The sequence below is a fragment of the Pseudomonas sp. W3I7 genome (genome assembly GCF_030816095.1).
GTDB classification, from domain to species: domain Bacteria; phylum Pseudomonadota; class Gammaproteobacteria; order Pseudomonadales; family Pseudomonadaceae; genus Aquipseudomonas; species Aquipseudomonas salomonii.
This window is the reverse complement of record NZ_JAUSXP010000001.1, coordinates 4,152,071-4,177,058: the sequence shown is the minus strand read 5'-3', so window position 1 is coordinate 4,177,058 and position 24,988 is coordinate 4,152,071. Positions and strand designations below refer to the sequence as shown.

16 protein-coding genes, 4 tRNA genes and 1 pseudogene are annotated in these 24,988 nt (G+C 59.3%); 7 read left to right on the top strand and 14 right to left on the bottom strand.

What is annotated here, in order from left to right:
* Positions 1-51: 51 nt before the first annotated feature.
* On the top strand, positions 52-1,926 hold the full coding sequence (locus QF043_RS19200) for an MFS transporter (protein WP_307419809.1): 1,875 nt from the start codon (positions 52-54) through the stop codon (positions 1,924-1,926).
* A gap of 109 nt (positions 1,927-2,035) precedes the next feature.
* Here the strand turns inward: QF043_RS19200 and sugE are convergent, their stop codons facing one another.
* From sugE to rdgC, 3 genes are all read right to left on the bottom strand, one after another.
* The gene (sugE, locus tag QF043_RS19195; RefSeq protein ID WP_016970241.1) at positions 2,036-2,350 is read right to left on the bottom strand and encodes a quaternary ammonium compound efflux SMR transporter SugE; all 315 of its coding nucleotides are present in this window, start codon (positions 2,348-2,350) and stop codon (positions 2,036-2,038) included.
* Between the two features lie 112 nt (positions 2,351-2,462).
* Entirely contained in the window at positions 2,463-3,422 is a 960-nt protein-coding gene (locus tag QF043_RS19190) for a bile acid:sodium symporter family protein (RefSeq protein WP_307419808.1), read from the bottom strand.
* 166 nt (positions 3,423-3,588) lie between these two features.
* Positions 3,589-4,509 carry a recombination-associated protein RdgC gene (gene rdgC, locus QF043_RS19185; protein WP_003172886.1) on the bottom strand — a complete coding sequence of 307 codons (921 nt, stop codon included), beginning with the start codon at positions 4,507-4,509 and terminating at the stop codon, positions 3,589-3,591.
* 159 nt (positions 4,510-4,668) lie between these two features.
* Between rdgC and QF043_RS19180 the strand changes: the two genes are divergently transcribed.
* Positions 4,669-4,744, top strand: a tRNA-Val gene (locus QF043_RS19180).
* 19 nt (positions 4,745-4,763) lie between these two features.
* Positions 4,764-4,840, top strand: a tRNA-Asp gene (locus tag QF043_RS19175).
* A 142-nt stretch (positions 4,841-4,982) separates the two neighbouring features.
* On the opposite strand, the pseudogene QF043_RS19170 reads toward QF043_RS19175, so the two are convergent.
* The 3 genes and pseudogenes from QF043_RS19170 to QF043_RS19160 form a co-directional block, all read right to left on the bottom strand.
* Positions 4,983-7,415 (bottom strand): annotated as a pseudogene (locus QF043_RS19170) (TonB-dependent siderophore receptor).
* Positions 7,416-7,493: 78 nt separating this feature from the next.
* On the bottom strand, positions 7,494-8,477 hold the full coding sequence (locus QF043_RS19165; RefSeq protein WP_307419807.1) for a FecR family protein: 984 nt from the start codon (positions 8,475-8,477) through the stop codon (positions 7,494-7,496).
* A 7-nt stretch (positions 8,478-8,484) separates the two neighbouring features.
* On the bottom strand, positions 8,485-9,003 hold the full coding sequence (locus tag QF043_RS19160) for a sigma-70 family RNA polymerase sigma factor (RefSeq protein WP_307419806.1): 519 nt from the start codon (positions 9,001-9,003) through the stop codon (positions 8,485-8,487).
* Positions 9,004-9,203: 200 nt separating this feature from the next.
* Between QF043_RS19160 and QF043_RS19155 the strand changes: the two genes are divergently transcribed.
* The 3 genes from QF043_RS19155 to QF043_RS19145 all read left to right on the top strand — a co-directional run bounded on the left by QF043_RS19155 (position 9,204) and on the right by QF043_RS19145 (position 11,248).
* Positions 9,204-9,279 (top strand) — tRNA-Val (locus tag QF043_RS19155).
* Positions 9,280-9,298: 19 nt separating this feature from the next.
* Positions 9,299-9,375 (top strand) — tRNA-Asp (locus tag QF043_RS19150).
* A gap of 631 nt (positions 9,376-10,006) precedes the next feature.
* A complete protein-coding gene (locus QF043_RS19145; protein WP_307419805.1) occupies positions 10,007-11,248 on the top strand; it encodes a M10 family metallopeptidase C-terminal domain-containing protein in 1,242 nt (413 codons plus the stop codon).
* A 179-nt stretch (positions 11,249-11,427) separates the two neighbouring features.
* Here the strand turns inward: QF043_RS19145 and QF043_RS19140 are convergent, their stop codons facing one another.
* The 6 genes from QF043_RS19140 to kdpF all read right to left on the bottom strand — a co-directional run bounded on the left by QF043_RS19140 (position 11,428) and on the right by kdpF (position 19,529).
* On the bottom strand, positions 11,428-12,120 hold the full coding sequence (locus tag QF043_RS19140) for a response regulator (RefSeq protein ID WP_307419804.1): 693 nt from the start codon (positions 12,118-12,120) through the stop codon (positions 11,428-11,430).
* Positions 12,117-14,768, bottom strand: a complete 2,652-nt coding sequence (locus QF043_RS19135) for a sensor histidine kinase KdpD (RefSeq protein WP_307419803.1) — start codon at positions 14,766-14,768, stop codon at positions 12,117-12,119. The genes QF043_RS19140 and QF043_RS19135 overlap by 4 nt, the downstream gene beginning before the upstream one ends.
* A gap of 133 nt (positions 14,769-14,901) precedes the next feature.
* Positions 14,902-16,971: a potassium-transporting ATPase subunit KdpB gene (kdpB, locus tag QF043_RS19130; protein WP_307419802.1), complete on the bottom strand. Its 2,070-nt coding sequence runs from the start codon at positions 16,969-16,971 to the stop codon at positions 14,902-14,904.
* 11 nt (positions 16,972-16,982) lie between these two features.
* Entirely contained in the window at positions 16,983-17,630 is a 648-nt protein-coding gene (gene kdpC, locus QF043_RS19125; RefSeq protein WP_307419801.1) for a K(+)-transporting ATPase subunit C, read from the bottom strand.
* A 10-nt stretch (positions 17,631-17,640) separates the two neighbouring features.
* A complete protein-coding gene (gene kdpA / locus QF043_RS19120) occupies positions 17,641-19,347 on the bottom strand; it encodes a potassium-transporting ATPase subunit KdpA (RefSeq protein ID WP_307419800.1) in 1,707 nt (568 codons plus the stop codon).
* Between the two features lie 107 nt (positions 19,348-19,454).
* Positions 19,455-19,529: a K(+)-transporting ATPase subunit F gene (gene kdpF / locus QF043_RS19115; RefSeq protein WP_256666301.1), complete on the bottom strand. Its 75-nt coding sequence runs from the start codon at positions 19,527-19,529 to the stop codon at positions 19,455-19,457.
* A gap of 1,001 nt (positions 19,530-20,530) precedes the next feature.
* On the opposite strand from kdpF, the gene QF043_RS19110 reads away from it, so the two are divergent.
* Complete coding sequence (locus QF043_RS19110) at positions 20,531-21,859, top strand: M10 family metallopeptidase C-terminal domain-containing protein (protein ID WP_307419799.1); 1,329 nt, start codon at positions 20,531-20,533, stop codon at positions 21,857-21,859.
* A gap of 144 nt (positions 21,860-22,003) precedes the next feature.
* Here the strand turns inward: QF043_RS19110 and QF043_RS19105 are convergent, their stop codons facing one another.
* Positions 22,004-23,167: a catalase family protein gene (locus QF043_RS19105; RefSeq protein WP_307419798.1), complete on the bottom strand. Its 1,164-nt coding sequence runs from the start codon at positions 23,165-23,167 to the stop codon at positions 22,004-22,006.
* A complete protein-coding gene (locus tag QF043_RS19100) occupies positions 23,164-24,975 on the bottom strand; it encodes a di-heme-cytochrome C peroxidase (RefSeq protein WP_307419797.1) in 1,812 nt (603 codons plus the stop codon). Before QF043_RS19100 ends, QF043_RS19105 begins: the two co-directional genes overlap by 4 nt.
* Positions 24,976-24,988: the final 13 nt, after the last annotated feature.

Below are 24,988 nucleotides of genomic sequence, written 5' to 3'. Positions count from 1 at the left end.
AGTCGTGGCCTGAGAAACTACACGCCTTCAGGCCACGCAGGAACACGGACGATGAGCCACCCCTCACAATTCACCTTGCTGCGCACACGGCGCTTTCTGCCGTTTTTCATCACCCAGTTACTGGGCGCGTTCAACGACAACATCTTCAAGCAATCGCTGATCCTGGCGATTCTCTACAAGCTCACCATCGAGGGCGACCGCTCCATCTGGGTCAACCTGTGCGCCTTGTTGTTTATCCTGCCGTTCTTCCTGTTCTCGGCGCTGGCCGGGCAGTTTGGCGAGAAATTCAACAAGGACGCGCTGATCCGTGCGATCAAGATCGGCGAGATCGTGATCATGGCCGTGGGCGCCACCGGCTTTGTGTTCAACCACCTGGAGCTGATGCTGCTGGCGCTGTTTGCCATGGGCACGCATTCGGCGCTGTTCGGCCCGGTGAAGTACTCGATCATGCCCCAGGCGCTGCACGACGATGAGCTGGTGGGCGGCAACGGGCTGGTGGAAATGGGGACGTTTCTGGCGATCCTGGCCGGTACCATTAGCGCCGGGATCATCATGTCTTCAACCCATTACGCGCCACTGGTGGCGGTGGCGATTGTCGGCGTGGCGGTGCTCGGCTACTTGGCCAGCCGCAGCATTCCCCGGGCGGCGGCGTCCACGCCCGAGCTGCGCCTGAACTGGAATATCTTCAGCCAATCCTGGGCCACCTTGCGCCTGGGCCTGGGGCAGACGCCGGCGGTGTCGCGCTCGATTGTCGGCAACTCGTGGTTCTGGTTTGTCGGCGCGATCTACCTGACGCAGATCCCGGCCTACGCCAAGGAATGGTTGTACGGCGACGAAACCGTGGTGACGCTGATCCTCACGGTGTTTTCGGTGGGCATCGCCGTCGGTTCGATGCTCTGCGAAAAGCTCTCGGGCCGTAAGGTCGAGATCGGCCTGGTGCCGTTTGGCTCGTTTGGCCTGACGGTGTTCGGCCTGCTGCTGTGGTGGCACTCGGGCGGTTTCCCGCAGTCACCCCAGGAACATAGCTGGCTGGCGGTGCTCAGCTACGGTCAGGCGTGGTGGGTGTTGTTCGATATCCTTGGCCTGGGTGTGTTCGGTGGCTTCTATATCGTGCCGCTCTACGCGCTGATCCAGTCGCGCACGGCCGAGAACGAGCGCGCGCGAGTCATCGCGGCCAACAATATTCTCAATGCGTTGTTCATGGTGGTCTCGGCCATCGTCTCGATCCTGCTGCTGAGCGTGGCCAAGCTGTCGATCCCCGAGCTGTTCCTGGTGGTGTCGCTGCTCAACATTGCGGTCAACACGTACATCTTCAAAATCGTCCCCGAGTTCACCATGCGTTTCATGATTTGGCTGCTGAGCCATTCCATGTACCGCGTGGAGCATCGCAACCTTGAGCTGATTCCGGATGAAGGCGCGGCGCTGCTGGTGTGCAACCATGTGTCGTTTGTCGATGCATTGTTGATTGGCGGCGCGGTGCGTCGGCCGATTCGCTTTGTGATGTACTACAAGATCTACCGTTTGCCGGTGCTCAACTTTATCTTCCGCACAGCCGGGGCGATTCCGATTGCCGGGCGCCATGAAGATATCCAGATCTACGAAAAGGCCTTCACACGGATTGCCCAGTACCTGAAGGACGGGGAATTGGTGTGCATCTTCCCGGAAGGCAAGCTGACCGCCAATGGCGAGATGAATGAGTTCCGTGGCGGGTTGACGCGGATTCTGGAGGAGACCCCGGTGCCGGTGATTCCGATGGCGCTGCAAGGGTTGTGGGGGAGCTTTTTCAGTCGCGATCCGAACAAGGGGATCTTTCATCGGATCTGGTCGCGGGTGGTGTTGGTGGCGGGGGAGCCGGTTGCACTGGAGGCCGCGACGCCTGAGCAGTTGCAGGCTGTGGTGGGTCTATTGCGGGGGAGTGTCAGGTAGCGCTGTACTGCATGCCCCGGCCCCTTCGCGAGCAAGCCCGCTCCCACATTTTGATCTGTGAACGCAGTCAGAATGTGGGAGCGGGCTTGCTCGCGAAGGCGGTAGTGGCCTAAGTGCTGATCTTGAGCCCAACCAACCCGCAAATAATCAACGCCACACTCGCCAAACGAAACAACGCCATGGACTCGCCAAACAGAATAATCCCGGCGATCACCGTGCCCACCGCACCCACACCGGTCCAGATGGCATAGGCGGTGCCCAGCGGCAGCTCCTTCATGGCCAGGCCCAGCAGGCCGAGGCTGATGGCCATGGCGGCAATCGTCAGGGCAGTCGGCAGCGGCTTGCTGAAACCGTCGGTGTACTTCAGGCCGACCGCCCAGCCGACCTCGAACAGCCCGGCAAAAAACAGAATGATCCAGGACATGTTGATCTCCCCTCTATAGCTGGGGTCGTCCCCGGATTAAGCGCTTGAGAGCGTCGCGAGGTCGTCCCCGCGAAGGTCGGTAGCTTGCCGAAAATTGATCAGGTGATCAAGTTTACGGCGCGCTCTCCAAGGCGCGACGGTCCTCTTTCTCGCTCATTCTGCGAAAGTACGTCGACAGCAGTGCCCCGGAAATATTGTGCCACACGCTGAACAGCGCGCTCGGCACCGCCGCCAACGGCGAAAAGTGCGCACTGGCCAGTGCGGCGCCCAGCCCTGAGTTCTGCATGCCCACTTCCAGCGCCAGGGATTTACGCTGCGCCAATGGCAGTTTGAACACGCGACCAGTGAAGTAGCCGAGCAGATAACCGAAGCTGTTGTGCAGCATGACCACCGCCATGATCAACAGGCCGGATTCGGCGATCTTCGCCTGGCTCGCGGCAACCACTGCAGCGACGATGATTACGATGCTTACCACTGAGACCAGCGGCAATACCTCTACGGCATGGCGCACCCGGTCGCCCAATACGCGTTGCGCCACCACGCCCAGCACGATCGGCAGCAACACCACTTGCAGGATCGACCAGAACAACTCCATGAACGACACCGGCAGCCAGGCCGAGGCCAGCAGCCAGATCAACGCCGGCGTCAGCAGCGGGGCGAGGAGGGTGGTGACGGCGGCGATGGCCACCGACAGCGCCAGGTCGCCCCGGGCCAGCCAGGTCATGACGTTGGATGAGGTGCCGCTTGGGCAGCAACCGACCAGGATCACGCCGACGGCGATTTCCGGCGGCAGGTGGAACGCCTGGCACAGCAGCCAGGCCACGCCCGGCATGATCACAAAGTGCGCGACTACACCGAGAGCCACGCGCCAGGGGTGGCGAGCGACTTCAGCGAAGTCTTCCAGTTTCAAGGTCAGCCCCATGCCGAACATCACCAGGCCCAGCAGCGGCACGATGGCGCCCTTGAGGCCAATGAACCAGCCGGGCTCAAGGAAGGCGAGCACCGCGAAAATCAACACCCAGTAGGCGAAGGTATTGCCGACGAAGCGGCTCAAGGCGGCGAGTGCACGCATGGGGGGATGTCCTTGTTATCAGATTTCGAAAGTGCAAATGTAATCAAATGTGGGAGCTGGCTTGCCTGCGATAGCATCAACTCGGTATGACTGATGGACCGAGGTGTCTGCATCGCAGGCAAGCCAGCTCCCACACTGACTGTGCTCCCTTTATGGCGGGTGTTGCTTAGATGCCCTGTGGAGTTTCTTCGCCGCCGAGCGCTTCAACCAACGCCGGCAGAAACTCGCCAAACGTCAGCATCATCAGGGTAAAGCTGGCATCCAGTTGGCCCAATGCCTCGTCGCCGCCGTCCTGTTCGGCCTGGTCTTGCAACAGGTCTTCGAACTTCAGGCGCTTGACGGTCATTTTGTCGTCGAGCATGAAGGACAACTTGTCCTGCCAGGCCAGGGACAATTGCGTCACGACTTTGCCGGTGGTCAGGTGCAGCTGGATCTCTTCGCCGGTCAGGTCCTGGCGCTTGCAGCGCACGATGCCGCCGTCTTCGTGGGTGTCGCGCAGTTCGCATTCGTCGAGGACGAAGAAGTCATCGGCCGGCTTCTGCGTGGTGACCCAGTCGGTCATGATCGCCGTGGGTGCGGTTTTAACCGTCAGCGGGCGTACCGGCAGGGTGCCGATCACTTCGCGCAGGGTCGACAGCAGGTCTTCGGCGCGCTTGGGGCTGGCCGAGTTGACCAGGATGAGGCCCTGTTTCGGCGCAATGGCGGCGAAAGTCGACGAGCGACGGATAAAGGCACGCGGCAGGAAGGCCTGGATGATTTCATCCTTGATCTGGTCGCGTTCCTTCTTATAGACCTTGCGCATTTGCTCGGCCTCGATCTCTTCGACTTTCTCTTTAAGCGCGTCACGCACCACGCTACCCGGCAGGATGCGTTCTTCCTTGCGTGCAGCGATCAGCAGGAAGTCACCGCTGACATGCACCAGGGGAGCGTCTTCACCTTTACCAAAAGGCGCGACGAAACCGTAAGTGGTCAACTCCTGGCTTGCACACGGGCGCGCCAGTTTGGTGGCCATGGCCGCTTCCAACGCCTCGGCATCAACAGGCAGATCTTGGGTCAGGCGATAGATAAGCAGGTTCTTGAACCACATGGGGTGAGTCTCTCCTTTATACAAAGGGGGGCATTATTCTCTTGATCCGGGCTGAGGCCAACCCTGCCTAAGCCATTGGAAGGGCTGAAAAAAAAGATTTAAGAAAGTGCTTGCCAGACTTAAGGTCGCTCCGTAGAATGCGCGCCACACCGAAGCGAAGGGTGATTAGCTCAGCTGGGAGAGCGTCTGCCTTACAAGCAGAATGTCGGCGGTTCGATCCCGTCATCACCCACCATTCGTTTCAAGTGTTACGCGCAGCGGTAGTTCAGTCGGTTAGAATACCGGCCTGTCACGCCGGGGGTCGCGGGTTCGAGTCCCGTCCGCTGCGCCATATTCGGTAACCTGGAACACTGAACGCCAGGTCACCACAGAAAGCCCGCTCAATGAGCGGGCTTTTTGCTGTCCGGGGTGTGTAAAACCGAAAAACGCCGCCGATCATTTCCGATGATCGGAGGCGTTTTTTTATGGGCTGATCAGAAATCCCAGCGTGTGGTGACCATCACGTTGCGCGGCTCGCCATACGCGGCGGAGTTATAGAAACCGATATTGGTGTAGTAGGACTTGTCGAAGATATTGTTGAGGTTCAGCGTCGCCGACAGGTTCCTGGTGACCTGGTAGCGGGTCATCAGGTCCACCAGCCAATAAGCGTCCTGGGAGAACTCTTCATAACCCTTGTGCGGGTTGTTGTAGATATCCTGCCAGCCCACGCTCTGCCAGCGCACGCCGCCGCCGACGGTGAGCTTGTCCAGGTCGCCCTTGAGTTTATAGGTGGTGTACAGCTTGACCTGGTCCTCGGGCTCGAAGGTGGAGATCTTCACGTCCTTGTCATCGCGCACGACCTTGTGGGTGTACCCGGCCTGCAACTGCCAGCCTGGCGCAATTTCGCCGGACACTTCCACTTCGTAGCCCTTGGTCACCGCCTTGCTGCTTTTATAAGCGTAGTTGGACGGTATCGGCGTCTGGTTGTTGTACTCGTCGTCGGAGAGCGCGCGGTTGGATTCGTGGATTTCAAAGTAAGCGGCGCTGGCGTTGAGGCGGCCGTCGAGGAAGTCGGCTTTGAGGCCAAATTCCCAGTTCTGACCCTCGTCCGGTTCAAGCAGTTTGTTCTCGCGGTCGCGGTTGTAGTTTTCCTGCGGCATGAAAATATCGGTGTAGCTGGCGTAGACCGAGTAGGTGTCGTTCAGGTCATAAATGGCGCCCACATACGGCACGAATCGCCCGGACTCGCGGTAGCTCGGGTTGTTGCCGGTGACTTGGTAGTTGACCACGCGCCCGCCCAGCAGCAGCTTGAGGTCGTCGGCGAGGTTCAAGCGCGTGGTGACATAGGCGCCGGTCTGGCGCACGGTGTCGTCGATCAGTGATTGTGCGCTGCCCCAATCCGGGATCGTGGCGTGGCCGCGCCAGTGGTTGAAGTCGACGGTATTGGGGGCCAGGTTCCAGTAACCCTTGCCTTTCCACTCCGATGCGCTGATGGAGCCGCCCAGTACCAACTCATGCTCGCGACCGCCGAGGCTGAACGGGCCGCTCACATACAGGTCGGCCGAGTCGCTGACGGTGTCACCGGTGTATTTGCCGGAGGTGAGGTTGGCCGTGCCGTCGGGCTGTGGCTGGTCGCCCTGGATCGAGCCCATCAGCGCGTGGTAGCCATTGATCTTGTGATCGAGTTGCAGCTTGCCGACCCAGCCATCCCCCAGGTCATGTTCCAGCATGGCGAACACGGTGCGGGTGTATTGCTCCCAACTGCTCCAGTTGGCGGCGTTGTTGAACGAGCGCTTGACGCTGTTGCGCTCGCCCTGGGAGTTGATCAGCGGAAAGCTGCCGGACCACGACGAGGCGGTCGGCAACGTATCCTGATAGTCGCCGCCCACGGTCAGCAAGGTGTCGGGTGACAGGTCGAACTCCATGATGCCTTAGTACGTCGGGCTCTTGCGCGAGTAGCGGTCCATGAACGAGCGCTTGTCTTGATAGGCCGCAACTGCTCGGCCGCGCACATTGCCGCTGTCGGTCATTGGGCCGCTTACGTCCAGTTCGCTGCGGTAGTTGTCCCATGAGCCGGCCCCGAGCGTGGCGTGGCCCTGGAAATCGGCGGTGGGTTTCTTGCGCACCAGGTTGATCGTCGCTCCCAGTGAGCCGGCGCCGGTGAGCAGGCCGGTGGCGCCTTTGAGCACTTCTACGCGGTCATAGATCGCCATGTCGCTGAGGGTGTTGCCCGCCGAGTAGGCGACGTTGCGCGCGGTCGAAGGAATGCCGTCGTACTGGAAGTTATTGATCGAAAAGCCGCGCGCGTAATAGTTGCTGCGTTCGGTGTCGAAGGCCGACACGGTGATGCCTGGGGTATGGCGCATCACGTCGTCGACGTTGTTTAGGCCAAAGTCATCCATGTGTTGGCGGGTGACCACGCTCACCGATTGCGGGGTCTGTTTGGGCGTCAGTATCAACCGCGTCGAGGTGGCGATCGTGCCGGGCGTGTAGGAGCCTGTGCCTTCGGTGACATTACCCAACTGGGTGGCGGTGACTTCGGTGGGGCCTAGCTCCATGGTGCCGCTGCTTCCCGTCGCAATGGCCTGCAGCGCGTACCCCTGCGCACCTTTAACGGCACGATAGCCACTGCCTTGCAGCAACCGATCAAAGCCGTCCTGAGTGGCAAAGGTGCCCTTCAACCCGGGGCTTTGCAGGCCTTCGAGTGCCTGGGGCTGGAACACAATCGCCACGGCGGCTTGCTGGGCAAAGCGGTTGAGCGAAGTGCCCAGCGGCCCGGCGGGAATGTCGTAGGCTTGGGCGGCGACGTTGACCGTGTCCGCCTGTGCCAGGTGAGTGCTCAGGGTGGACGCGGCAAATATCGCCAGGGACAGCGGCGCACTTTTCAGCAGGCCAAAGCGCCCGCGTGGGTCAGAAGGGGTGTGCATGGTCAGGGCAATCCTTTACGTGTCGAATTACCTTGCTTGACGGGCAACCCCAAAAAAACCGGAAGCAAATGCGAATAATTATTTATTGGGCGCTGTTTCAGGGCTCACGACCATCAGCCAGGCAGTGTAGTGGCGAACCTTGATCGGCAAGGTCTGCGCCAGCAATTGCAGGGCTTGATCGCTGTCATCCAGCGCAACGACCGCCGATACCCGCAGGTGTTGCAGGGCGGCGCGATCAAATTGCAGATAGCCGGTTCGATGGCGGGCGATTTCATCCAGTACGTCGGGCAACGGCCGGTTTTCCACCACCAACTGATGGCGACGCCAGGCTTCGTTGACGCTGGCCGGGTCGATACGGCCGTTCAGGCGCACGTCGTTCGAGCTCATCAGCGCCTGCGAGCCGGCATCCACTTCCACGGTCTCCTGGGCATTCGTGCTGTGCGCCGCCACGCGCGACTGCAACATGCTCAGTACGGTCACGTCACCCTCGCGCTTGACCACAAACCGCGTGCCCAGCGCACGCAGGGTGCCTTGCGCGGTCTGCACGATAAAGGGCCGTGCGTTGTCATGGGCGACGTCCACCAGGATCTCGCCTTGCAGCAATTCAATCCGGCGCTGTTGTTGATCGAAATGCAGGTTGGCCGCGCTGATGCCGTTGAGAGTGAGTGTCGAGCCGTCCGCCAGCTGCAGGGTTTGCCACTGGCCGGGGCCGTTACGCACATCGGCCATCCACCGTTGCGGATAAGGGCTGACGAGCAGCGCCGCCGCAGGAATCGCCAGGCTGCACGCGAGCAGCAGGGCGCGTACCGCGTTTTTGCCGCGCCGCGGTTTTCGTTGAGCAAATGCCGCGTTGAGTGCCGCCCGCGCCGGTGATTTTTCCGCACGCAAGGCCTGCATCCGGGCAATCACGGCCTCCATGCGCGCAGCGGCCGCGGCGTACTGTGGCCCTTGTTGTTTCCAGCACTCGAACGCCATGCGCTGGGCTTGGCTCACATCACCTTCGTGCAAACGCAGTAGCCATTGAGCGGCTTGTTCTTCGATCTGTTGGTGGGTGTCAGGCATGCGCGGGTCAGGTGTCCATGCTATGGCTGCAATGCACCAGTGCCTGGATCAGGTATTTGCGCACGGTGCGTTCCGACAGCTTGAGCTGCCGAGCGATTTGTTGCTGGGTCATTTCTTCCAGGTAATACAGCACAAACGCCTGGCGCGAGTAGTCGTGCATGCCTTCCAGAATAAACGCGATGTGCTCGAGCGCTTCGAGGGTCGTGTGGATTTGCTCCGGCGACTGAAACCCCTCCAGCGCGTCTACCGTGAGCGCCAACTCTTGCAGGTAAGCCTGCTCAATCTGTTTACGCCGCGCCTGATCGATCAGCAGGCGTCGAGCCGTGGTACTTAAATAAGCACGCGGCTCACGAATGCTTGCCACGGATTCACGGGCATTGAGAATCCGCGCAAACGTGTCCTGCGCCAGATCGGCTGCGTTCTGGCGGCAACCGAGTTTGCGCCGCAACCAACTGAGCAGCCAGCCGTGATGCTCACTGTAGAGCAGGGTTATTTCCCGTTGGAATGGCGGTTCACCCACAGACATAGGCGCGGCTCAGGTGTTATTGAGAATGGTTTTTAATTGTGCCGCCATGCAGCGTATAAACGCAATAGACTCGCATTTGGAGGCTTGAAGCCCCGTTTTTCGGGGCGCGGAGGGTGCTGGAGAAATTATTTTAAATAAATTGCATTTAAATCAAGACATTGCAGATTTTTGGTGTATTATGCCGCCCACACCGAAGCGAAGGGTGATTAGCTCAGCTGGGAGAGCGTCTGCCTTACAAGCAGAATGTCGGCGGTTCGATCCCGTCATCACCCACCATTCGTTTCAAGTGTTACGCGCAGCGGTAGTTCAGTCGGTTAGAATACCGGCCTGTCACGCCGGGGGTCGCGGGTTCGAGTCCCGTCCGCTGCGCCATATTCGGTCACCTGGAACACTGAACGCCAGGTCACCACAAGAAGCCCGCTCATTGAGCGGGCTTTTTTTTGCCTGCGATTCAGCTTTGCGCTTCAACGGCGAGCGCCGTAGGCGCGGGTGCGATCTCACGTCGGCTCAGAAATACAAACAGCACCGCTGATGTAAATAGCGAGAGTGCCTACCGGTAGCCCAGCGCCAAATGGGGTTGTGCTCCACGGCCATTGCGATGACAAAGGCCAGTCGTGGCGATCGCGAACTCCCAGGCAGTCGCTTTTGGCAAAGCCCCTTGTGTGTGGTCAGTGTAACTTTCCGTGCGTTTACAACCCCATTAATCGATACGCGCCTCCAGCGGACAAGTGCAATACCGCGACTGTTCGGGGCCGCGTGCCGCTGACATGGATTGCGCGCCCAATCGTTATTGATTAATGTTGTAGGTATTCAGTAGGGTTGGCTTTATATAGGATTATTCCTGCAAAAGTACGGTTGTTTGCTTTATAGTTATTTTTAAGTATTGCCCTAAGTGCGAAATATTTACTAAAGCTTTTCCATCTTTATATTTTGTACGTGAATGCTATAAGCTTTGCTTGCTGCACGTCAGGTTTTTTATATTGATTATTATAAGGTGATTGCTATGAGTATTCGCGCCACCGCGACTTCTTCCGTTGTGCCCCCTTCTCCCCCTTCTCCCCCTGCTACTCCGTCTATTCCTTCTACTCCTTCTCCTCAGTTTACGGATCGAGACGGGAATGGAAAAGTTGATATCGAAGTGGATTTCGATGGGCCGGAAGGACAGCATTTTTCCAGTTTGGGCAATAAAGGCTATCAAGGGCTCACTGACGCGCAGCAACATGAGCTGCGGCATCAGATGCTAAAAATCAGTAATGATGTAAATGTGGTGTTCCACAAAAAAGGTACAATAGACAACCCTGATGGAAAACTGAAATTTGGTACTTTTCAGCAGAACACATCACAAACGAATGATGTAGTGGTTCATGCGCCCTCTGATTCGAGTCAGCCTGTCGAGGTTTATTTTAACGGGAACGCAAAGGAAGATCCCTCGATTTCAGAGCCTAATGAAACCAATAAAGGCGGTCACACACTGACTCGTGCACTGCTGTACGGCCTGGGTGTAAAACCCCCGAAGCCAGAGGAAGAAGGCGGTAGGCATGACTCCCTGGGCTACAGCGCGCTCAGTACTAAGCCAGAAACCAGAACGGGTCATGATTTTAAGGGCGCTCCTGTCATCGGTGCGCAACTCGATGATCAGGAACAGTTGGAGAGTCTCTACGAGAGAAATACGGGCGAGAGGGCGCCCATTGAGATAGGTCAGGTCGGCAACGGGGGTTATGGCGCGACAGCCACTATTTCAGGTGGGGTAACCTCCTCTTCCCACGAGACTATTGATGCCACGGGTGATACTAATGATCAGACGATCGATATGCGCCCTGGCAGTTTTTCCAGTGTAAAGGGCTATACAAAGAATATTTCTATTACCTCAACTACGGTAGTTGAAGATCTTAGGACAGGCTCGGGTAATAATGTCATTATTCCTAATGCCGTCAGTAATCAGATTACGTTGGGGGCGGGCAATAATAGGGTTGTGTACAATCACACCTGGGATTCAAACCCGCAAAGGCCTGATACCATTATTGGATTTAAATCAGGGCAGGATAAATTGGACCTCACTCAGCTTCCGACGCCCGTAAATTTTGAGCGTGATCGCAATTCTCCTATAGAAATTATAAAGGAAGGTGACGCGACTTATGTTGTGCGATGGACCACTGCTAGAAGGAAAGCGGCGGGATCCGATCCTGAATTCAAGGTGCGTGTCGATGGAATACAAATGAGCGATATCCTACGGTATAGCTATTAGTGTATGGCAATGTGGATGAGCCGTCTTTGACCTGCTCCATCGACTTTGCGAATAGTTGACGATAAACAGAAAGCCCTTTTTTCTAATAAGGGCTTTCTGTTGAGGCGATATTCTCAAGGCAATATCCAGTGAAACCGGCTCACCGAATGGAACTGCGAACTCGCCGGCCGAGTGCAGTTTCACAACCCCATCAACCGATACCCCACCTGCAACTCGGTAATAAAATGCTTCGGCTGTGCCGGGTCGGCCTCCAGTTTTTGCCGCAAGTGCGCCATATGCACACGCAAATAATGCGGACGCTCCACGTAGTCCAACCCCCACACCTCCAGCAATAACTGCCGATGGGTGAGCACCCGGCTCTGGCCGCGAACCATCGCGCAGAGCAGCCGGTACTCGATGGGCGTGAGGTGTACCGGCTGGCCCTGGCGCCACACTTCATGGGTCGAAAGGTCCACTTCAATTTCACCAAACGCCACCTTGCTGGTCGCCGCCACCGCACCGGTCTGCCCGTGCCTGCGCAGTTGTGCGCGGATGCGTGCGAGCAATTCGGGCACGCCGAACGGCTTGGTCAGGTAGTCGTCGGCACCCGCGTCCAGGGCGGCGACTTTTTCTTCTTCGCGATCGCGCGCCGACAACACCAGGATCGGCACCGCCAGCCAACCACGCAACTCACTGATCAGTTGCTTGCCATCGCCATCGGGTAAGCCGAGGTCGACGATCACCAGGTCCGGTTGACGGCTGGCGGCGTGGATCAGCGCACGCTTGACGCTGTCGGCTTCGAACACCTGAAAACCTTCATCTTGCAGGGCGATCCCGACAAAGCGACGGATATTGGCTTCGTCTTCCACAATCAAAATGCGTGCAGTGCTCATAGGGTTTCCATGGGCGGCGGGGTGCCGGCCGGTAAGGTGATGATGAAGTGCATGCCGCCCGTCGCTAGCGGGTGGGTGTGGATATGCCCGCCATGGGCTTCAACGATGCGTTTGGCCAACGCCAGGCCCAGGCCGATGCCGGTCACGGACGATTCCTGTTGGCCGCGCGCGAAAGGTTCGAACAGGTTGGCGGGCGCCTGGCCCGGGCCGTTGTCGCGAACTTCCAGCACGATGCTGTCTGATACCTGGCTGGCGGCGACGGTGATGAGGGTGCCCGCCGGTGTGTACTTGGCGGCGTTATCCAGCAGATTGACCAGCACTCGCTCGATCAGCAGTGCGTCGATGTCCACCAGCGGCAACTGCGAATCCAATAGGGTTTGCACGCTGTGGTGTGCCAACGGCTCACGCAACTGGCGCAAAGCGCTGCCGACGATTTCTTCCAGCGAATGCCACTGCCGGTTCAGGCGCACGCCGCGCTCCTGCATGCGCGCCATGTCCAGCAGGTTTTCGATCAGCCGCTGCATCGACGTGGCTTGCTCATGAATGCCGTGCAGCAATTCGGTCAGCGGACCAGGCGGGGCATGGGGCAGGGCGGTGTCGGTGGCGCCGATCAGGGTGGTCAAGGGCGTGCGCAAGTCGTGGGAAATGGCGGCGAGCAGGGTGTTGCGCATCTTCTCGCCTTCCATCTGCACCAGCGTGCTTTGCGCCACCTCGACAAAATGCACGCGCTCCAGCGCAATCGCCAATTGGCTCATGCAGGCTTCCAGCAGGCGGCGTTCCTGCGGGTCGTTCAGGCGCTCGCCTTGGGCCAGTTCGAGCACCAGCACGCCGCGCACGCGCATCGGCGCCTTGAGTGGTAAATAGCAACCTTTGGCCGCCGATAAGGTGTCGGTGCCTTGGCCAGCGGCCTGGCCGTGGTCGTAAGCCCATTGGGCGATGCTGTCGTCAATCGGCAAGCCACCGGCACTCACGCTGTGCACGCCATCGGCGGCGTCCGGCAAGGCCAGGCCGACCCGTGCCTCGAACACGCCACTGAAAGTGCGCAGTGCGACTTCGCTGATGTGCTCCACGGTCAGTGCCGCCGACAAGTCGCGAGCCAGCCGCGCCAATGAGGTAGCGCGCCGTTCGCGCGCGGCCGCCGTGCGTGCTTCATGGCGCAGGCGGGCGGTGAGTTGCCCGGTGATCAAGGCAATGCCGAGCATCAGCGCAAAGGTGAAAAAATACTGGGTGTCATTGACGGTGAACGAGTAGCGCGGCTGCACGAAAAAGAAGTCGAAACACAATACCGCCAGCATCGCCGCCCACACGCCGGGGCCGCGTCCGTAACGCAGGGCCACCAGCACCACGGTGAGCAAAAACAGCATCACCACGTTGGCCAGGTCGAACACTTGCAGGAGCAAGGCCGCAACGGCGCTGGCGCTGGAACAGGCAAGTGTGGCCCACAGGTACGCCAAGGCGCGGCCCGGCGTTGGCGTGGGTTTTTCGCTCACCGGTGCAGGCCCCGGCAACACACCGTGGGCAATCACGATCTGATCGATTTGCGGGTGATGGCGGCTGATCCGGTCGCCAACCGACGGGTGCCAGAATCGCCATGCCCGGCGCGGATGATGGCCGAGCACCAGGCGGTTGGCGTTGTGTTCGCGGGCGCAGGCGGCCAGGGCTTCAGCCACGTCCATGCCTGGCAGCGTGGTGGTATCGGCGCCGAATTCGCTGGCCAGGCTCAGTGTTTTCATCGCGGTGAGGTACCGCTTGGCGCCGCTGCCTTGGACCGATGCGACATGCACCACGATCCAGTCAGCCTCGAGCTTTTGCGCCAATCGTGCGGCTTCGCGCACCAGGCGTTCATCACCGGCGTCGCCTGCCACACCGACCAGCAAGCGTTCGCGGGCTGGCCACAAGGCTTTAATCGACTGTTCGCGACGGTACACGCGCATCTGCGCGTCGACCCGATCCGCCGTGCGCCGCAGCGCCAGTTCGCGCAGGGCCAACAGGTTGCCCTTGCGAAAAAAATGCTGGGCGGCGCGTTCGGCTTGCGGGCCGAGGTAGACCTTGCCGTCCTTCAAGCGTTGCAGCAAATCGTCGGGCGGCAGGTCGATCACCACCACGTCATGGGCGTTATCAAACACATGGTCCGGCACGGTTTCGCGCACGCGAATGCCGATGATGCCGCTGACCAGATCATTCAGGCTTTCCAGGTGCTGGACGTTGAGCGTGGTCCACACGTCGATACCGGCGCTGAGCAGTTCTTCAACGTCTTGCCAGCGTTTGGGATGCCGCGAACCGGGTACGTTGCTGTGGGCCAGTTCGTCCACCAGCACCACGGCGGGGTGCCTGCGCAACGCGGCGTCGAGGTCGAATTCGCTGAGCGCAAAATCGTGGTGCAGCAAGGCGGCAAGGGGCAGTTGCTCCAGGCCTTGAAGCCGCTCGGCAGTCTCCGTGCGGCCGTGGGTTTCGACGATGCCGGCAAGCACATCACGGCCCAGGGCGACTTCGTGTTGCGCCGCCGCGAGCATGGCGCAGGTCTTGCCCACCCCGGCATTGGAGCCGAAGTAGATACGCAATTTGCCGCGCAAGGCGGCCTGTTCTTCGAGCTGTACCCGCGCGAGCAGGGCGTCGGGGTCGGGGCGTTCGTGGTTGAGTGCGGGCATGTTCTTCCTGATCAATACAACACAGTTAATTGTGGGAGCTGGCTTGCCTGCGATGGCGGTGTGTCAGTTGAAACTTCCTTGGCTGACCCACCGTTATCGCAGGCAAGCCAGCTCCCACATGCTTTTGGCGGTGCTACACGAGACCTAACCCGGTCAATATCATGTCAATCACCTTGATCCCCGCAAACGGCACCAGCACGCCGCCCAGGCCATAGATCAACAGGTTGCGGTTAAGCAACGCCGCCGCGCCGATGGCCCGGTACTTCACGCCGCGTAACGCCAGTGGAATCAACGCGACAATGATCAGCGCGTTAAAAATCACCGCGCTCAAAATCGCCGAATTGGGGCTGCTCAGGTGCATCACGTTCAAGGCGCCGAGCTGTGGGTAGGTGGCGACAAACGCCGCCGGGATGATTGCGAAGTACTTCGCCACGTCATTGGCCACGCTGAACGTGGTGAGCGCGCCGCGGGTCATGAGCATCTGTTTGCCGACCTCGACCACTTCGATCAGCTTGGTCGGGTTGCTGTCGAGGTCGACCATGTTGCCGGCCTCTTTGGCCGCCTGGGTGCCGCTGTTCATCGCCACGGCCACGTCGGCCTGGGCCAGCGCCGGTGCGTCATTGGTGCCGTCGCCGGTCATGGCCACCAGCTTGCCCTGGGCCTGGTAGTCGCGGATCAGTTGCAGCTTGTCTTCCGGACGGGCCTCGGCGAGGAAGTCATCCACACCAGCTTCCACCGCAATCGCAGCGGCGGTCAGGCGATTGTCGCCGGTGATCATCACGGTCTTGATGCCCATGCGCCGCAACTCGGCGAAACGTTCCTTGATACCGCCTTTCACCACGTCCTTAAGCTCGACCACGCCCAAGGCCTTGGCGCCGTCGCTGACCACCAGCGGCGTGCTGCCGCGCCGCGACACTTCATCGACCTTGGCCTGCAACGCCGCCGGGAAACTCCCGCCCAAGGCTTCGATATGGCTGCGAATCGCATCTGCCGCGCCCTTGCGAATGGCGCGGCCTTCGGCCAGGTCGACGCCGCTCATGCGGGTTTGCGCGGTGAAGTGCACAAAACGTGCGCCGAGGGCGTTGATGTCCCGCGCGCGGATGTCGAATTTCTGCTTGGCCAGCACCACAATGCTGCGGCCTTCCGGGGTTTCATCCGCCAGTGAGGCAAGCTGCGCGGCGTCCGCCAGTTCGGCTTCCTTCACGCCCGGAGCCGGCAGAAAGCTGCTGGCCTGGCGATTGCCCAAAGTGATGGTGCCGGTCTTGTCCAACAGCAACACGTCGACATCACCCGCCGCCTCGACGGCGCGGCCGGAGGTGGCAATCACATTGGCCGACATCATGCGGCTCATGCCCGCCACGCCGATGGCCGAGAGCAGGCCGCCGATGGTGGTGGGGATCAGGCACACCAGCAACGCCACCAACACCGTAGCGCTGATCACGCTGCCGCTGCCGCTCATGGCCACGGCGAAGATCGAGTAGGGGCTCAGCGTGGCGATCACCAGCAGGAACAACAGCGTGAGGCCCACCAGCAGAATCGTCAGCGCGACTTCATTCGGGGTCTTCTGGCGTTTGGCCGATTCGACCATCGAGATCATGCGGTCCAGGAACGACTCGCCGGGGTTGACGCTGATGCGCACCACCAGCCAGTCCGACAGCACCCGCGTGCCGCCGGTGACCGACGAAAAGTCGCCACCGGCCTCACGAATCACCGGCGCCGATTCGCCGGTAATTGCGCTTTCGTCCACCGACGCCACGCCTTCAATCACCACGCCGTCCAGCGGCACCAGGTCACCGGCTTCGATCAGCACCACGTTGTCCTTGCGCAGCAGGCTGGCCGCAAGCGGCAGCCAGGCTGCGCCGTGACGCGGTTGCTGGAGCAATTTGGCCAGGGTCTGGCGTTTCATGCCGCGCAGGCTCGCGGCCTGGGCCCGGCTGCGACCTTCGGCCAGGGCCTCGGCGAAGTTGGCGAACAGCACGGTAAACCACAGCCATAAGGTGATGCTGAGGATGAAACCGCTGGGCGCTTCACCCTTGCCGCCCAGGGATTGGAACCACAGCAAGGTGGTGAGCAGGCTGCCCAGGTACACCACGAACATCACCGGGTTTTTCCACTGGGCCTGGGGCAGCAATTTCTTCAGCGCATCGACGCCGGCAGTCAGCACGATGCGCCGGTCAAACAGAGGTAAACGAGGATTTTTCATGACGGAATCTCTTACTCACTGAGCGCAATAGAGGGCTGACGCGCATCCAGAGCCACGTTGAGTTGCAGCACATTCACCCGTGGCTCGCCGAGCAGGCCGAAGGTGCGTGCAGCGGTGTGGTCGTTGAGCAGTTGCAGCAACTCGGGCTCGGGGATGTGCCGCAGGCGCGCCACCCGTGCCAACTGCAGGCGGGCGTTGGCTACCGAGATATGCGGGTCGAGGCCGGAGGCGGAAGCGGTGACTGCGTCCACCGGCACCGAGGCGTCAGCGGCCAGGCCGTTATCCTGGCGATAGGCGTTGGCGCGGGCAGCCACCTGGTCGAGCAATTTTTGACTGGTAGGCCCGAGGTTGCTGGCGCCGCTTGCGCCTGCGTTGTAGGGCTGCGACACGCTTTTGCCCGGGTCTTGCGGATCAGCGCCGAGGGTCATGCTCGGGCGGCCCTGGAAGTACTCGGGCCTGGTAAAGCTTTGGCCGATCAGCAGCGAGCCGATCACCCGGCCATCGCGTTCCATCAGCGAACCTTGAGCCTGAAACGGGAACAGCCACTGCGCGGCCACGGTGGTGAACGCCGGGTAAGCCAGCCCGGTCAGCAGCATGAAAAACACCGCCGACACCAGTACCGGGCGCAGCAGCCCTTTGAAGATCGATTGAGTGGTCATCAACATGTCCTTAGTTGTAGGTCTGGCCGGACAGCAACTGCAGTTGCTCCACCAGCGGGCCAAGCGCGAGCGCGGGCAAGAAGGTCAGGCCACCGACCACCAGCACCACGAACACCACCAGCAACATGAACAGCGGGGTGGCAGTGGGGATGGTGCCGGCGCCGGCCGGTACGGTTTTTTTCATCGCCAGGGAGCCGGCCACGGCGAGCATCGGCAGCATCGTGAAGAAGCGCCCGATCAACATCGCAAGACCAATGGTGGTGTTGAAAAACGGCGTGTTGGCATTCAGCCCGGCGAACGCCGAACCGTTGTTGGCGGTGCCGGAGGTGTAGGCGTAGAGCACCTCGCTGAAACCGTGGGGGCCCAGGTTGTTGAGGCTGGCCAGGGTGTCCGGCCACAGGGCGGCGAGGGCAGTGAAACCGAGGATGCTGATGGGGTGCGCGAGCACTGAGAGCATCACCAGTTTCATCTCGCGGGCCTCGATTTTCTTGCCGAGAAATTCCGGGCTGCGGCCGATCATCATGCCCACCAGGAACACCGTGAGCAGCGCGTACTGGATCAGGTTGATAAAGCCCACGCCGTCACCACCGAACACGCAGTTGAGCATCATCTGCGCCAGCGGCACGAAGCCGCCCATGGGCGTCAGCGAATCGTGCATGGCGTTGACCGAGCCGGTGGTAGCTGCCGTGGTGGTGGCGATAAACAGGCTGCTGTCGGCAATGCCGAAACGCAGTTCCTTGCCTTCCATATTGCCGCCGCTTTGCTCGATCGACAGCACCTGGTTGGCGCCGGCCTGGGTCAGCAGCGGGTTACCGGTTTGCTCGGCGCCATACACCAGCGCAAGAAAGCCGATAAACATCACCAGGAAGGTGCCGAAAAACACCCAGCCCTGACGGCGTTGCAACAGCATGCTGCCAAAGGTGTAGGTCAGCGCCGAGGGGATCAACAGCATGCTGAGGATGTGCAGGATGTTGGTCAGCGGCGTCGGGTTTTCGAACGGGTGCGCGGCGTTCATGCTGAAGAAACCGCCGCCGTTGGTGCCGATATGCTTGATCGATTCAAAGCTGGCAACCGCGCCGACGATCAGCTGTTGTTGCGCGCCTTCCAATGTCGTCGCCAGGGCCTGGGAGGCGAAAGTTTGCGGCATGCCTTGCCACACATACACCAGCGCCATGCCCACACACAGCGGCAGCATCACGCGGTAGAGCGTACGGGTGAAGTCGACCCAGAAATTACCGATATCGGCCGCGCTTGAGCGGCTCAAACCACGTATAAAACCGGCGGCTGCCACCACGCCCGAGGTGGCGCCGACAAACATCAAAAAGGTGATGACCGCCATCTGGCTGAAGTTCGACAGGCTGGTTTCGCCCGAGTACGCCTGCCAGTTGGTGTTGGTGATAAAGGACGCGGCGGTGTTGAACGCCAGGTCCGGTGTTTGCGCGGCCAGCCCCAGTGGGTTGATCGGCATGACCGCCTGCAGGCGCAGGATGCAGTAGCCGAGCAGCATCATTGCCGCGTTCGACAGCATCAGCGCTGAACCATAGCGGGCCCAGCCCATGGTTTCCAGCGGATTGATGCCCAGCAGGCGATAGGTAAAACGTTCCGGCCAGGCATGGCGGTTCCCGGTGAATACCCGGGTCAGCCACTTGCCCATGAGCACGGCAAGCGCGGTCATCAACCCCAGGACCAGCGCAAATTCCAGCAAAGTGCTTAGCATGTCGTGGCTCCGTTCAAAGCTTGCCCATGGCGACAATGGCCATGGCAGTCGCAATAAAAAACACCAGGGAGAGGCCCATAAACATCACGTCGTACATGGCGGGCTCCCTAGAACTTTTCGGCGCGAATGAGGGCGTAGCCCAAGTAAGCGAACAGCCCCACAGCGCAAACGCCGCTGGCCACATAAATGAAGGTTAGTGTCAGCACGGTGTAACTCCCCTTGTTGAGTAAGCCGGGGAGGTTAGGCGCTCTGGTATCAAGCTCGGGCACTGATTACGGCGGGCGGTATTAAGACGGTATATAGAAGATTTTAGGCTGGGCGCACGAAAACAAGGGATAGCCCGCGAGTGGCTGATCCCTTGAAAGTCTGGGGTTCGGCTGATTTCGTTGACCCGCTTATTTGGCTTTCTTTTTCTTCTCGCTGCGGGTGGCGAGGTGTTCGAAACAAAACGCGGCGGTGCCGAAGAGCGCAATCAGTGACAGGACGAGCATGCCTAACGTTGAACTTTCCACGATGACTTCCTACGGGTTTTGGGGGTAGAACGTGACGGTAGGGTTTGTGGTTTAGTGGTTCAATAGAGGCGACGTAATCGTTATGGAAAACGTGGGATTTATACGAATTTTTTACGGCCGGCTTGAATTCGATCGTTCCCAAGCGTGGAAACGATCATGATCTCTGATAGTCGTTGAGCGCCTTATACACCGACTTGCGCAGCCGATTAATCCCAGCCATTGGCCGGTGCCCCTCCAGACTAACCGTCTCAGCAGCCGAGCCTGCGGCATTGGATTTTTTATTGCCGTTCAAGAAGTGATGTTCGACGTGTATTACACGATGAATTTGTATAAAAAGTGCAGTAGATTCCTGCCGAAAAACACGGGTGAACGGAAAGCGTGGCAGGCATGCCTTCTATTATTTTTGACGTTTGAACATGCGCTCATTCTGGCTTGAGAAGTCAAGGGTTTGTGAGGTTTGCTGTTGGGAAGTTTACAGGGCGTAAGTGAGTGTCTGAAGGTAGGATTATTCTTTTTTTGTGCTTCTTTGTTGGTGTTTTGTTATGAGTGTTTTTAGTGCGGTAGCTGGGAAATATTTGCTAAAGGTTGTGGGTGTGTATTTTATTTTTTTCCGCATTAGGCTGTGCTCGCTGTGGTTTTATTGACGGTTAATTATATAGAGGGGTAATTTTATGAGCGTGTCTGCTTCTTCTGGCGTGAGCCATTCTCCAACTTCCAATTCGCTCGACCCTTCGGTCAGTGCTGGTACAGCCTCGTCCGGTAGCAGTAATGCAGCAGATCGTCCCCGCTGGGTGGATAAAAACAATAATGGGAAAATAGATATAGAAGTGGACTTTACTTCAGGGGCGGGTGATCTTTTTAACAAGCATGGCTTTAAGGAGTATCGTGAGTTTACTCCGTTGCAGCAGCAAGAGCTGCTGGCTCAAATGCATGAGATTAGTCTGGAAGCGAATGTGGAGTTTCACCTGAAAGGTACAATCGACAATCCTGATGGAAAGGTAAAGTTCGGGAACTTTGCGCCACAAGTCGGCAAAAGAAATCCGGTAGAAGTGTTTTCTCCGGCCCACTCAGATGGCCCGGTAGAGGCTTATGTCAGGGCTGATGCGGATAACCTTAATCCCTCCGCCAGTAATAAAGGGGGAAATGCGCTCGCACGTGCACTGTTGCAGGCTTTGGGGCTGCCTGTCTCTAATGAGGATTCTCAAGGGTACAGCATTCTGGGTCGTCAGCCGGAAACTGCAACGGGCCATGATTTTAAAGGTAAGTACGCCACGCGTCCTCAAATTAAGGATGTCGAGGCGCTGGTCAAGAAGTTTGGGCAGAATTTTGATTATGAGAGTATTGTCAGCCACGTTAATCACTTAGGGAAAGAGGGTAAAGCGGTTACCATGACGATCGGTAGTGGATCGCTTGAAGTGGATGAAGACGGTGAGGAGCGTTATACCCATGACACCATCAACGCGGCGGGTGATACTAATGATCAACAGATTAATTTGAAGCCCGGTACGTTTTCCAGTGTGGGAGGATTTAAAAACAACGTCGCTATCACATCGACTACGGACGTTGAGGACGTTATTACAGGCGCTGGTACTAATAGGGTTATCGCTAACGCGGTGTCGAATAAAATTGAGCTGGGGAGTGGTGCGAATACTGTTGTTTACGAAAATATATCAGACTCGTCGAGCGAAAAGCCTGACCAGATTGTTGGGTTTAAAAGCGGTATCGACAAGGTTGATGTCAGTGCTTTTTATTCGCGTGAAAAGTTCGTTGATGCCGAGAATCCTCGACTCATACTCGATAGGAAAGAGAACGGTGAAACATGGTTGAGGTGCTGGACAAATCACAGTGCTGAAAATAAAGATCGTCCGGATTTCTCACTGCGAGTTGATGGGGCAAGGTCGAGCGACATCATGACTGGCCCACACATACTCACCATCCTTAGTGGTGGTATTCCAGACGTAAAAGAACGAACAACTTGGTATGGAAAAGGGCCAAACTGAAGTATTTAGCGAACGGTGGGCCCGCCCTTCTTTAGAAAGGCGGGCCCTTGGAATGCGCCCTGCAAACCGCAGCTGTCGGCGCATTTGCATGTGTCTATGGTTAACGGGGCTCACTGCGTCGGGCGATAAAGTGCATTATCTCGATTATAAGTTTCGACTATGCCTATAGTCGCTCACCGCCTCATACACCGCCTTGCGCAACCGATTGATCCCCCCAATCGGCCGATGCGCCTCCAGCCCGAACCACGGGTTGAACGACTGGTTATCACAGGCAAGATTCAACGCAGGCGTATCAAAGTCCTGCGCAGGAATCCGCACCTTGGCCACCGTCTCATACGGTGCATCACGCTCCTTCCATTCGATACTGGTGTCTTCAATCGGCATGAACTTCTGCGGATTCTGCCGCTGAATCTGCAACACAAAACACGCGGGCACGCGGTCGGTGGACAGCTGCTGGTTCAGCGCACTGCGCAGAAAATTGGGCAGGTCCTGATTCTGCTCGGGCAGCACATATTCAGGGCAACTCTGTGGGTCAGGCGCTACACGAAACTTGGCATTTGCCGCGCCAAATTTGTAGGGCGAAACTGAAAAATACGTAGTCTGCGTCGGGCTCGCCGGCGCGGGCGCCAGGGTGGCCAGGGCGATAAACAGGTGACGCACTTGCCAACTGCGCGGGTCGGCCTTGGGGAAGAACGCCAGCACCTTTTTGCCGTCAGCCTGGGCGCCGATGTTCTGCGCGTATTCGGCCACATCACTGACAAAAAAGTTCGGGTGGCTGAACATCACGAAGTCTTGTTCGGTGCGCGCCTGTTGGTCGGCCATCAACTGTTTGCCCGGCACATCCAGCAGCTTGATCGCCATGCCCCGCGCATCGCGGATGCTGTCGAACTGCGGGTAGGCGTTGCCGTTGGACAGGCGCATCTGCGCCTGCCAGGTCTTGCCAGGTTCAGCGAACACGCCTTGGCGCAGCGCCGGGTCGAGGTCCGCCAGCACACTGACTTCGGCCTTCACGCAGCCGTGGGCCTTGGCATGCGCGTCACGCAGGTAGCGCGTGCCTTCGCGATGCTGATCAACGATGCGCACCGCCGTCTGGATGATGCCTTGGGTCATGGCCGCTTCACCGGGCGGGATCTGTTCATCCGGCGACACCGGGCCGCTGTGTTGCCAGGCGAACCAGGCCATGGCGATCAGCCAGCCCAGCAGCCCCAAACCCAGCAGCCACAGCAGGGTTTTACCGAGAAAGGCGCCCAGGCGCAGCCAGAGGCGTGCGAGCAGCGAACGTTGGTTGTATTGAGATCGGATAATCATGGCAGTGTTTGCTCCAGCGGGCCGCCCAGCACTTTGAGGTATTCCAGCAGCGCCCAGCGTTCCTGCGGCAGCAGGCCACGGCCGATCACGCCATTGCCACGCTTGCCATCACGGAATTCGTGACCGCTGTTGTGGTTGCCGGTGATGTTGGTATCGAACAAAAATGCGTTTTTGAACGCAGCCGTTTCAAAGCCCAGATGACGCGGGTCGTAATTGAACGTGCCTTTGTAGAAGGTGGTGCTGCGTTCGTCCTGGGGCGAGAGCAATTGGTAGATCGTCGGCACCGAGCCATTGTGCAGGAACGGCGGTGTGGCCCACACGCCGGCCAGCGGCCGGGCTTTGTAGGCGCGCAATTCACGCACGCCGATGGGCAGGCCAAAACCGTCCAGGCTGGGGCGCTCGGCCGGAGTTACACCGGCGGCGCGGTAGGCGTGTGCTTCGACGAAAGCCGTGACGTAGGCCAGGCCCTGGGCCACGGACAGGTTGTGCAGGTCCAGCGGTGCGGTGGGCGTGGGGTGCAGCTCGACATTGAGCCTGGCCAGTTCGGCCGGGTCCCACTGCAGGGCGCTGAGGTCGTAGCGTTGGTCGGCAATGTTGTTGGCGGTGCCGGGGTCGGTACCGATGTAGTCCACGGGCAGCATCTTCAGTTGCTGCACCGGGCGGCCGTTTTCCTGGGTGACCGTTGGCACATGGCAACCGGCGCAGTTCTCGGCGAACAGCGCGCGGCCTTGGGCAGCGAGAGGCTTGTCGATGACGCCGAACAGGTCTTGCGGCCAGGTCGGCGGCTTGAGGCGTTGCAGGGTTTCTTCGATCCGGTTGAGGTCGCGCACGCGCACGCTGGAAGGGTAGCGGGCATCGCCCTGAAGGGGTTGGCCGGCTGCGTCGAAAAAGGCCAGGGTCGCGCCCACGCCCAGGGCCTCGCCGATGTTGCGCGCCATGGGCTGCTGAGCCGAGCCGTTCCATTGCACCCAGTCGAAGGTCCAGATATCCCACAGGTGCGGGTAGTCCACCGGCGCATTGGCGACCCGGTAGTTGGCCGGCGAAATGGCGTCGCCAAAGCTGGCATTGGCGATGCGGCCAAAGGCGTCAGTGCGGCCCGGGCCTTCTTCGGTGGGGTACAGGCCACGGTGGGTGTCGTTCCAGGCGACTTTGAGGAACTGGTTCAGCGACTGTTTGAAGTCCTGACGCAGTTGTTGCTTGCTGTGGTCGTCATAGTCGTGGCCGAGCACGTTGTGGGCGAAGCGATCGAACTTCCAGGGCAAGTAGTAGGTAGCGGCAAGGCTGGCCACCAAGGCCTGGCCGAAACTGCCACCGCGCAAGGTCGGTACGCTGGACGGCAGCACATGCTGGGCCGAGCCGCCGTCGATGCGCAGCGCCTGGTTTTTGAAATGCAGCTCGCCGGTGTGGCAGGCGGCGCAGGTGATGTCCAGGTATTGCACCTTGCTGTCGGCGTTCTGGTGCCGGGCGAAGCCTACGGGCAGGTTGCCGGGGTTTTGTGCGCTGGGCACTTGCTTGGGGTCGACCAGAAAACCGAAGCGTGCGAGGTAGTCGGGCGTGGCAAAACGCTGGTCCGAAAGCGGCAGTTCGAGGGCGGTGAACCAGTCGTAATGCAGGCCTTTTACTTGGGTGCCCTGGGGCGTGAAGTAGTAGGTCTGGCGATCGGCCTCGCTCCATTGTTCCTGATAGTGCACCTGCTCCACGGGCACGTAATCCGGCAGCTTGGGGTTGAGGGTGTAATAGATCACCACGCCCAGCAGCAAACCCAGGGCGAGCAATATCAGGAGTAAAACACGGGAAAAAATGCGCAAGATGGCTATCCTT